At 39.5% G+C, this 10,758-nt stretch carries 8 protein-coding genes; 5 read left to right on the top strand and 3 right to left on the bottom strand.

The annotated features are described in order from the left end of the window. The first annotated feature begins 85 nt into the window (after positions 1-85). On the top strand, positions 86-475 hold the full coding sequence (panD, locus tag FJR37_RS22645; RefSeq protein ID WP_027404164.1) for an aspartate 1-decarboxylase: 390 nt from the start codon (positions 86-88) through the stop codon (positions 473-475). Positions 476-527: 52 nt separating this feature from the next. Here panD and FJR37_RS22640 read toward each other — a convergent pair whose 3' ends face one another. The 3 genes from FJR37_RS22640 to FJR37_RS22630 form a co-directional block, all read right to left on the bottom strand. Then, positions 528-1,565, bottom strand: coding sequence for an anthranilate phosphoribosyltransferase family protein (locus FJR37_RS22640; protein WP_039200846.1), 1,038 nt, complete (start codon positions 1,563-1,565; stop codon positions 528-530). A 109-nt stretch (positions 1,566-1,674) separates the two neighbouring features. Next, complete coding sequence (locus tag FJR37_RS22635; protein WP_168467185.1) at positions 1,675-2,604, bottom strand: LysR family transcriptional regulator; 930 nt, start codon at positions 2,602-2,604, stop codon at positions 1,675-1,677. 453 nt (positions 2,605-3,057) lie between these two features. Continuing rightward, the gene (locus FJR37_RS22630; RefSeq protein ID WP_168467184.1) at positions 3,058-3,498 is read right to left on the bottom strand and encodes a ubiquinol-cytochrome c reductase iron-sulfur subunit; all 441 of its coding nucleotides are present in this window, start codon (positions 3,496-3,498) and stop codon (positions 3,058-3,060) included. A gap of 999 nt (positions 3,499-4,497) precedes the next feature. Here FJR37_RS22630 and FJR37_RS22625 point away from each other — a divergent pair. The 4 genes from FJR37_RS22625 (at position 4,498) to FJR37_RS22610 (ending at position 10,690) form a co-directional block, all read left to right on the top strand. After that, entirely contained in the window at positions 4,498-5,871 is a 1,374-nt protein-coding gene (locus FJR37_RS22625) for a CmpA/NrtA family ABC transporter substrate-binding protein (protein ID WP_168467183.1), read from the top strand. Between the two features lie 266 nt (positions 5,872-6,137). Then, on the top strand, positions 6,138-6,977 hold the full coding sequence (gene ntrB / locus FJR37_RS22620; RefSeq protein ID WP_039200835.1) for a nitrate ABC transporter permease: 840 nt from the start codon (positions 6,138-6,140) through the stop codon (positions 6,975-6,977). A gap of 579 nt (positions 6,978-7,556) precedes the next feature. Then, a complete protein-coding gene (locus FJR37_RS22615; protein WP_039200833.1) occupies positions 7,557-9,563 on the top strand; it encodes a nitrate ABC transporter ATP-binding protein in 2,007 nt (668 codons plus the stop codon). Positions 9,564-9,847: 284 nt separating this feature from the next. Then, complete coding sequence (locus FJR37_RS22610; protein ID WP_039200832.1) at positions 9,848-10,690, top strand: nitrate ABC transporter ATP-binding protein; 843 nt, start codon at positions 9,848-9,850, stop codon at positions 10,688-10,690. Positions 10,691-10,758: the final 68 nt, after the last annotated feature.

Here is a 10,758-nt window from a genome sequence, read left to right as displayed (position 1 = left end):
ACCAATAATTGTGGAATAATTCAGTAACAACCTACTGATCTCATTCCCGAATCTCTCACTGGTTGCAAAAAAAATTTAAAATCAAATGCAGCGCACTCTCTTATCAGCAAAAATTCATAACTGTACACTCACAGCGGCAAATATTAATTATGTGGGCAGTATTAGTATTGACGAGGTTCTCTTGGCAAAAGCTGGTATATTCCCTTACGAGCAAGTACAAGTAGTGAATATTGCTAATGGCGAGCGTTTTATTACTTATGCCATATCCGCTCCAGCTAATTCAGGAGCTATTGAATTGAATGGAGCAGCCGCACGTTTAGGCGTAGTTGGCGATCGCTTGATTATAATGACTTACGGGCAGTTTACTATGGAAGAGTTAAAATGTTACTCTCCTACTGTTGTCATTGTGGGTGAAAAAAACCAGCTATTAGAAGTGCGACATTATGATGATCTGCTTAGTAAGCGGATTAATTAGGAATAGTAGGAGTCACCGAGTCAGGAGTTAGAAGAAAGAATGGGTTATAAATTTAACTCAGCAACATCTTGATTTGGTGCAGTTTAGCAGCTAATAGACCACTGGTAATTAATTCGGCGGCTTTGTCTATACCAGCTTGCATATCTGGACAAATCCCACTGCGCCATAGGTAAAAACCACCATTCCAGAGGGCTGTTTGCATTAATTCGCTGGCTTTTCCCGTCAAAACCCCTTGCATATCTTGAATGAGTTCTTCTGTAGTAGTTAGAGGAACATTTTTAGTAGTAAAGCCATATTCACGGGGTGAAAGTTGTAGACGGGTTAATGTTTCTGGATTTGATGAAGATAAACCGATAATGGCTGTGCGATCGCGTGGTAAGTCACAACTACCTTCTAAGCCCTTAACAAAAGTATATTTTGTCATCCCACGTAATCCTAAAGCGGCTTGAAACATTGCTTCCGTGGGTGGATGAACAAAACCGGCAATAATATGGGCTTCCCCCATGTATGGACACCAAATTAACTCCATTGTTGCTAACGGTGGACGTTTCCCCAATTGATCACGATATTCCCACAGAGTTTGATTTAAAGGAAAATGTTTGGGTGTGTAAATAAAGCCAATTCCTGTTTCTTCAAAAATCCCCTGGGTTTGTTCCAGTGATAAACCAGTCCAATCTATTCCTAAACCTTGCCAAATCTCGATTAAAGGTAAACCATATTTTGTGGGTAAGCGATCTCCGCCGTGCATAATTACAGGTTGACCCGCAGTAGCTAATAACAAAGACGTAATGATATTGATGGGTGCAGTACGGGTTCTGCCATCATGGGGCATACCCAAAACGATGACAGGTTGGGCTATTGCCGACAATTTTGGACCTAGTTCATAGTAAGCATCTAACATTCCTGCTAACTCTTCCCCAGTAGGGCGCTTAATCCGATGGGCAATTAAAAACGCGCCAATTTGTGCTGGTGTCGCCTCAGATAATAACATCATTTTTGTCGCAGTAGCTGCTTCAGCACGGGTTAAATGATCTGATGTGTGACTTCCACTACCTACTTTTTGGATAAATTCCCGAAATTTATTAGTCATTTGTTAGTTGTTAATTATCAGTTGTTAGTGGAAAAAGGCAATTTTAAAGGAAAAGTGCTGTATAGGCTCAAATTGATCATGAAACTCCTTCCACAATTCTCTTTTACTCCTAACTCTTGCTAGAATTTCCAGGAATATTATCCTTGACAAGTTGCCAAAAATATTGTATGGGAGGAATGTGGAGACGATCTTGAGTTGTTACCATGACTACCTGACGAGTCAGGGGGGAATTATGACCTAAATTACTATTTTCACAGAGGGAACGGACAGCCAGAGTGGGGTCATATCTGGCTTCTATGAGTGCTGACTGGGGCAGTAAGGCAATGAGTTCTCCTTGACGAACTACCCCCCGAAAGGCATCTAGGGTATTTACTTCTAAAGCTGTTTTAAGTGTAGTTTTCATCTGTTCAAATTTATCTTGAATCAGACGTTGCATTCCATAACCATCCTTAAATACTACTTGAGGATAACGAATTAACTCTAACCAGGGGATAGACTCATATTCAGCTAGGGGATGATTGGCTGCGGTGAGGACTTCTATGGGTTCTTCGTATAGGAATTCTATAGCCATTTCTTTGCCTGTGATCAGAAAGCGATTGTGCATGACAATTGCTAAGTCTACCAAACCATCTTTGAGGACTTTCAGAGAGCGATCGCTTCCTAATGATGTAACTCGCAATTGGACATCTGGATAATGATGACAAAACTTTTGTAACACGGGTGGTAAGTAAGAAGCACAAACTGAGTGTATTGCCGCAATACATAGTTCTGGTTGCTTTCCTCCAATTAAATCTGTTAATTCCTGTGTAGCCAACTCCCATTCCTGGCAGATTTTATGTACACGAGGAAGTAATCGTTCACCACCTAACGTTAATTTGGCATGGGAGGTTCTATGAAATAGTTCTATCCCTAAATCTGCTTCTAATGCCTGAATTTGCCTACTAATGGTTGATTGAGTCACACCACATTGTTTTGCTGCTTGTTGAAAGCTGCCAGTTTGAACAATCGCCAAAAAGGCTTGCAACTGCTCTAGACGCATTTTGATTTAACCTAAGTATAAAATTATAGCTCTTATTAATTTAACGGGTTATTTGTATAATTTTAATTTAATTTAATTAATTGTCTAGTATTTAATTTACATAACCAAATTAGCAAAAATACTTGCGAATACCGAATTGATGCGTTGTATTGTATAGCGATTCATATAGCAGGGAACAGGGAGAAGAATGTTTTTCTGACTCCTAACTGGGCGCAAGACCTGTACTAACTGGGCGCAAGACCTGTACTAACTGGGCGCAGGACTTGTACTAAGGAACGCAAATTTAATAACCTGCAATTCTGACTTAACCTGAAATGGTGCGTTACGCTGTCGCTAACACACCCTACTTTTGCACTTTATTTAATTCATATTCCTAACTGGGCGCAAGACCTGTACTAACTGGGCGCAGGGCCTGCGCCCCTACTTCCTGCTATATAAAATTCTTTAGGAAGATCAAGTTGCTTGGACTAAGACAGAACTACCTTCAATTTTGGCTTGGTAAGTTTTCAGTGGTTTTTTAGCGGGTCCGTCTTGTGCCTTGCCATCACGAGCAAATTTTGCTCCATGACAGGGACAAACAAATTTGCTTTCTTTGGCTTTCCAGTCGATCGTACAACCTTGATGAGTACAAGTTGGATTCACAGCAATCAAATTTTTTGCGGTTTTAGATGTGCCAACCACTAATACCGCACCAATTGGGGAATTTTCCAGCAATAGTTGACCAGTTTTGTCTAATTGTGCCACCGTACCCACCTTTTGCCAGCCTTTAGTAGCAGCATTAGATCCAGGATTAGCTGATGTACTGGTTTCGGGAGAACAGGCTGCAATTGCGATAGGTAAGGAACTAGCTAAACAACCTAATCCCACCCAATTTATAAATTCACGACGTTTCATATTTGCTGGTAATCAGTATGTGATTTTTCGTCTATTATCACTGGCAAAGGTTGATCCTGTCATTGTTTAGCTATAATCCCCTTCCTATAACTAAGTAGGTGAACGGAAAAAACTGTAGACGCGGAGCGGCTTCTCATACAGCACTTCCTGCTGTTATGAGGTACAAAGTTTCATCGCCAATCCTGTAGGGGCGCAGGGTCTGCGCCCTTAATTGTATTGCATTCAACCTGCAACTGCTGTAAGAGTAATATGTAACGAAAAGTAAAGTTGCCCAAAACCTCTTTTGGAGTTCCCTTCCCATCACGACAATTTTTAACGCCAACCTACTTATATATACACAAAGCCAGTTTTACTCCTGACTCCTGAATTCTACTGTAGTAAGAGAACTCCACAAAAAAATGATCCAATTTTGTGGGATGGGCATCCTTGCCCGTCCTTGATGATTAGCGGGCAATTCGTCCCGCACCACAAGAAATTTTGGGATATTTTTTTGATTGGAAGTCTCTAATTCTCCATTATCAAAAATGGTTATCATCAAATTTATCTATGGATGAAGATGTCATTCTATAGTTAACATCAGGATTGTCTATTTCTCTCCTTTTTTATGTGATTAAATCAACCTAAAATTACGGAAATCATAGTTGAGAATAATCGTTATCATCAATCAAGCAATATATATTAATAACTTGTCACAAAATTAAGTCCAGACTATAAATTTTTACTTATATGTCTAATCTAATATTTATTTAATAATTACCTTGCCAAGTTGATCCATTTCCCGCAAAAACCTGTAAACTGATTTTAATTGGTTCAGAGGTTGTTTTCCATCTTACCCAAAAACCCAAAGTAATTAAACTTTGCCCCCATACCTAAATCAGCTTTTTTATCTAGAAAAGGCAATTATTTTATGGCATTAGCAAGAAAATATTATGATTTTGCTTGAATTTTAATGTCTAATTATGGCTAAAAAATAACTTTGTAAATGTAGGAGATTTAGTTATGTCCGACTTTTTGAATCAAATTACTCGCCGTAAATTTATTGTCACTGCTGGAGTTTCTGCCAGTGCCGTATTACTGAAAGGCTGTTTAGGAAACCCACCAGAAACCACTGGTAATTCTGCAAAATCTGGTGTTCAAGCAGTAGCTAATATTAGTCCCGAACAAAAACCAGAAACGACAAAAGTTAAACTTGGATATATTCCCATTGTTGAGTCTGCACCATTAATAATTGCTTTAGAAAAAGGCTTTTTCACTAAACATGGGATGTCAGATGTCGAAATTTCTAAACAAGCTTCTTGGGGTTCAGCAAGAGACAACGTAGAAATTGGTTCTGCTGGTGGTGGTATTGATGGTGGTCAATGGCAAATGCCCATGCCGCACTTAATTACAGAAGGAAAAATTACTAAGGGTAATAAACCAATACCCATGTATGTGTTAGCTCAGTTAGTTACACATGGTAATGCAATTGCGATCGCCAACAAACATTTAGGGAAAGGTATTAGCTTAAAACTCGATGCGGCTAAACCCCTATTTGCCCAACTCAAATCCTCCACACCCTTCACCGCAGCTTTCACATTCCCTCACGTTAACCAAGACTTATGGATTCGTTATTGGTTAGCAGCAAGTGGCATTGACCCGGATACAGATGTCAAATTATTAACAGTTCCAGCGGCGCAAACTGTCGCCAACATGAAAACCGGGACAATGGATGCTTTCAGCACTGGCGACCCCTGGCCATTTCGTCTGGTTAACGACAAAATCGGCTTCATGGCGGCATTAACAGCCGAAATTTGGAAAAATCACCCCGAAGAATATTTTGCCATGAGAGGTGATTGGGTTGACCAAAATCCCAAAGCCACAAAAGCCTTATTAAAAGGTGTCATGGAAGCCCAACAGTGGCTAGATAACTTTGATAACCGCAAAGAAGCCGCAGAAATTCTCGCCGCTAAAAAGTATTTTGGTTTATCTTCCCCAGCAGTTCTGGCTGACCCATACCAAGGTAAATATGACATGGGTGATGGTCGAACAATTGATGATAAATCAATGGCTGCTTATTATTGGAAAGATGAAAAAGGTAGTGTTTCTTATCCTTATCAAAGTCATGATTTATGGTTCATCACTGAAAATGTGCGTTGGGGATTCTTACCCAAAGATTACATTACCAATGGTGCAGCCAAAGCTAAAGAATTAATCAAAAAAGTGAACCGCGAAGATATTTGGAAAGAAGCAGCTAAAGAATTAGGAATACCTGCTGCTGACATTCCCACTAGTACATCTCGTGGAGTTGAAGAGTTTTTTGATGGAGTCAAATTCGACCCTGAAAAACCAGAAGAATATCTCAAGAGTTTAAAAATTAAAAAAGTAGGTGTTTAATCAATAGACCTGTCTGAAAATGTAGAGACATAAGTAATTGGACAAAAATATTTACAGTCATTGCGAACGAAGGGAAGCAATCACAACCCTTGCGATTGCTTCATTTCACTTCGTTCCATATGGCTAACGCCACGCAAGACTTACGCAATGACATTGTGTAATTAATTCTGTCTCACTACTTAGAATGTCTCTACACGGATTTTTAAAATGCAAATTTAATTTTCACAAAACACCCATTAATCATTCATAAATTAGAGGAAAAATCCATGACCATAGCCCAAAAACGTGCCACAAGTCCTACATTAGAGAATAAATTTTTATCAGGTTTACAGAAACAACTTCCTGAACTTATCCCCCCAGCTATTGCCCTTTTAATTTTCTTAACTATTTGGCAACTATTTTCTTGGACTCCAGGGGCAACATTACCCGGACCAATTCAAGTTATTCAAGACACTTGGATCTTGATTCTGTATCCCTTCTATGACAAAGGAGGCACTGATAAAGGACTTTTTTGGCAAATTTGGGCTAGTCTCCAACGGGTTGCTATTAGCTACACATTAGCGGCAATTGTCGGTATTGCCTTGGGTGTTTTGATTGGTGTTAATAGAACCATGTCAAAAGCTTTAGATCCTTTGTTTCAGTTATTAAGAACAGTACCTCCTTTAGCTTGGGTTCCTATTTCCCTAGCAGCATTACGCCAAAACGAACCAGCCGCATTATTCGTAATTTTCATCACCGCAATTTGGCCGATTCTCATTAACACTGCGGTGGGTGTAACTCAAATTCCTCAAGACTATAACAACGTTGCTAAAGTTCTGCAACTTTCTAAAAAAGAGTATTTCTTTAATATCTTAATTCCTTCAGCATTACCCTACATTTTTACAGGTTTAAGAATTGCTATTGGTTTGGCTTGGTTAGCGATTATTGCGGCAGAAATCGTGATGTCCGGTATTGTTGGTATCGGCTTTTTTATCTGGGATGCTTATCAAAATAACAACGTTAGTGAAGTAATTTTGGCACTAGTTTATATCGGTGTTGTTGGTCTCATCCTAGATAAACTCATGGCTGCATTACAAAACTGGATTTTACCAAGTGAACAGAAATAGTTATTAGTCATTAGAGGTTGTTTGAAAAGTGGTATCCCGTAATTTTCATCACATTGTTACCCCCTTTCCCCTTGTAAAGGGGGGAAACAATAAAAATCTAGTTCCCTCCCCTTTATAAGAGGTTGTTTGAAAAGTATCAGATGAAACCCATAATCTCCAAAAACCTAACCCCCCTGCCCCCCTTCCCTACCAGGGAATGGGGTTTTCAAAGCCTCTCCCCGCGTCGGGGAGAGGTTTGGAGAGGGGTCAATTTATACATTCAAAACTTTTCAAACACCCTCTAAGGGGAGGGTTAGGGAGGGGTAAAATATTTGATACAGCAATCATAACTTTTCAAACACCCTCTTAGTCATTAAGTAGGTTAGCATTAAAAATTGTCGTTATGGCAAGGCAAGAGGCAAAAGGCAAAAGGCAAGAGTGAAGAGGGTTTGGGCGATTTTACTTTTCTTTACAAAGATTGGTTTTATTGTGTTTACCTACTTAGTCAGTGGTCATTAGTTAATAACAAAGAAATAACAACTGACAACTGACAACTGACAACTGACAACTGACAACTAACAACTAACAATTACCAAAATTATGTCTATATTTGTTGGCGTTGAGCAAATTGATAAAGTTTTTGAATTAACTGGTGGCGGTCAATATATCGCCCTCAAAGGTATTGACCTCCAAATTAAAAAAGGCGAATTTGTTTCTCTTATCGGTCACTCTGGTTGCGGTAAATCCACGCTTTTAAATATGATTGCCGGTTTGGATTTACCAACAGAAGGTTTAGTCACTTTAGAAGGACAAAGAATTAAAAAACCAGGACCAGATAGAATGGTCGTATTTCAAAACTATTCGCTTTTACCTTGGCGAACAGTAAGAGAAAATATCGCCTTAGCGGTAGATTCAGTATTAAATGGAATGCCCGCAGCCGAACGCAAAGCGGTTATTGATAGACACATAGATATGGTCGGTTTGCGTCCCCATGCTGATAAACAACCAGGGATGTTATCAGGTGGACAAAAACAACGGGTAGCTATAGCCCGCGCCTTGGCAATTCGTCCTAAACTATTACTATTAGATGAACCCTTCGGTGCATTAGACGCACTGACTCGCGGGAATTTGCAAGAACAATTAATGCAAATTTGTGAAGAAAACGAAGTTACCGCCGTTATGGTGACACACGACGTAGACGAAGCCGTTTTGTTATCTGACAGAATTGTCATGTTAACCAACGGACCAGAATCAAAAATTGGCGATATTTTAGAAGTTGATATTCCTCGTCCTCGCAAACGCATGGAAGTAGTAAAACATCCCAGCTACTACACCTTGCGAAGTGAAATGATTTACTTCCTTAACCAACAAAAACGCATCAAAAAAATTCGGGCAAGAAAAACTCCAGATATTGCCCGTCATGGTTTAGAAAAAGTTAATTTAGAAATCGGTTTCTTACCCCTTACAGCTTGTGCGCCATTAGCTATAGCCAAAGAAAAAGGCTTTTTCACCAAACATGGTTTAGATGAAGTTTCCTTAGTCAGAGAAAGCAACTGGCGCGGAGTCGTTGATGGCATCACTGGGGGTTATTTAGATGCGGCACAAATGCCGTCAGGAATGCCAATTTGGTTATCTTTAGGAGGCAATAAAAACGAACCATTACCAGTAGTTACCTCCTTAACCATGACTCGCAACGGTAACGCCATTACCTTAGCCAAACGTTTTTATGACGAAGGTGTACATAGCTTATCCGACTTCAAAAATTATCTCCTAAAAACCCGCGAACAAACACACAGAATGGGAGTAGTTCATCCCGCATCCATGCACAACCTATTACTACGTTATTGGTTAGCAGCAGGTGGAATTGACCCCGACAGTGATGTGGTTATGAAAAATATCCCTCCTGCTCAAATGGTAGTAGATTTAAAAGGTGGAACTATTGACGGTTATTCTGTAGGTGAACCTTGGAATTATCGGGCAGCAGTTGAAGGTTCAGGCTTTACCATTGCCACAGATTTAGAAGTTTGGTTAGGACATCCTGGTAAGGTTTTAGGAGTACGGGAAAACTGGGCAAATAAATATCCAAACACTCATATTGCCTTAACCAAATCATTATTAGAAGCTTGTCAATATTGTGCTGATCCCCAAAATGCCCAAGAAGTTAGACAAATTTTAGCAAGTCGGGATTATGTCAGCACCGACATTGATTTTATCCAAATTGAAGATCCTGATGGCATTAATACCTGTGATTTAGATCATCCCATGCGTGAGTATGCCCATCATCAATTTTATTCTGATTCTGCTATTAATCGTCCTAGCAGAACCGAACAAATCTGGATCATGACACAATTAGCAAGATGGGGAGAAACGCCATTTCCTCGTAACTGGGTAGAAATTGTGGAAAGAGTTTGTCGGGTTGGTGTATTTAGTACCGCAGCTAGAGAATTAGGTTTAGATATTAGCTACACTCGTCAACCAATTCAATTATTTGATGGTAAACCTTTCAACTCTGATGATCCTTTTGCCTATCTCACCAGTTTAGACATTAAACGCGATTTTTCCGTTGCAGAAGTTATTCTTGATGCACCGCGTAAAATTGCAGCTTAAACCAGATACCCGATTTCTACTAAAGATTCATGATTTATTGACATCATCACATTAGAAGTCGGGGATCTTTCATCATAAGACCTCGCGGTAAGTGGGAAACGAGCGGGTCTTTTCCTCGTTTTTCCTCGTTCCCATACTCTGTATGGGAATGAAGTATAGAAGGCTCTGCCTTCATTTTACTAGAGGCTCTGCCTTCATTTTACCAGAGGCAGAGCCTCTTGATAGCATTCCCAGTCGGAGACTGGGAACGAGTTATTAAAAAAATTCAAAACTAAAAATTTAAAATGCAAAACCGCAACTTGAGAACTACCAACACAGCTACTAGCACAATTAGCAGTCAACCGTTTTTACAAATCCAAGATGTTTGTAAAGTTTATCCCACTAAAAATGGACCATTTACAGTTCTCGATGGTGTTAACCTCAACGTTGAACAAGGGGAATTTCTTTGCGTTATCGGTCACTCTGGTTGCGGTAAATCAACTTTATTAAACATGGTTTCCGGTTTCAACTTTCCTACCACTGGACAAGTTTTATTAGAAGGACAACCTATTACAAAACCAGGTCCAGATAGAATGGTCGTATTTCAAAACTACGCCTTACTACCTTGGAGAACAGCATTTGAAAATATTTATTTAGCTGTAAATGCAGTTTATCCAACTAAGCCAGAAGCAGAAAAACGCGCTATTGTCAGAGATCATTTAGCAATGGTGGGTTTAGCTGATGCAATGGAAAAGAAACCTATGCAAATGTCTGGGGGGATGAGACAAAGGGTTTCTATTGCCCGGGCTTTGGCTATTCGTCCGAAAGTGTTGATTTTAGATGAACCTTTTGGGGCGTTAGATGCAATTACTAAGGAAGAATTACAAGAAGAATTGTTGAAGATTTGGGGTGATAATCGTTGTACAGTTTTGATGATTACCCATGATATTGATGAGGCTTTATTTTTGGCTGATAAGTTGGTAATGATGACCAATGGACCTCATGCAAAAATTGGGGAAGTGATGGAAATTCCTTTTTCTCGCCCTAGAGATAGAGCGAGAATTATGGAAGATCCTCAATATTATCAACTGCGAAATTATGCCTTAGATTTCTTGTTTAACCGTTTCGCTCATGATGATGTTGGTTAGGATATTTTGGGCGAACTAATGTTCGCCTATATTCCTAATTATTATAAATATTAACTTTAATTATGAAG

The organism is Aphanizomenon sp. UHCC 0183, assembly GCF_009712065.1.
GTDB lineage: Bacteria > Cyanobacteriota > Cyanobacteriia > Cyanobacteriales > Nostocaceae > Dolichospermum > Dolichospermum heterosporum.
This window is presented reverse-complemented; position numbering and strand designations above follow the sequence as displayed.

Excerpts from the sequence above, each read along its gene's own strand:
- panD (WP_027404164.1), top strand. The coding sequence starts at position 86 with ATGCAGCGCACTCTCTTATCAGCAAAAATTCATAACTGTACACTCACA.
- FJR37_RS22610 (WP_039200832.1), top strand. The coding sequence starts at position 9,848 with ATGCAAAACCGCAACTTGAGAACTACCAACACAGCTACTAGCACAATT.
- FJR37_RS22635 (WP_168467185.1), bottom strand. The coding sequence starts at position 2,604 with ATGCGTCTAGAGCAGTTGCAAGCCTTTTTGGCGATTGTTCAAACTGGC.
- FJR37_RS22625 (WP_168467183.1), top strand. The coding sequence starts at position 4,498 with ATGTCCGACTTTTTGAATCAAATTACTCGCCGTAAATTTATTGTCACT.
- FJR37_RS22640 (WP_039200846.1), bottom strand. The coding sequence starts at position 1,565 with ATGACTAATAAATTTCGGGAATTTATCCAAAAAGTAGGTAGTGGAAGT.
- FJR37_RS22630 (WP_168467184.1), bottom strand. The coding sequence starts at position 3,498 with ATGAAACGTCGTGAATTTATAAATTGGGTGGGATTAGGTTGTTTAGCT.
- ntrB (WP_039200835.1), top strand. The coding sequence starts at position 6,138 with ATGACCATAGCCCAAAAACGTGCCACAAGTCCTACATTAGAGAATAAA.
- FJR37_RS22615 (WP_039200833.1), top strand. The coding sequence starts at position 7,557 with ATGTCTATATTTGTTGGCGTTGAGCAAATTGATAAAGTTTTTGAATTA.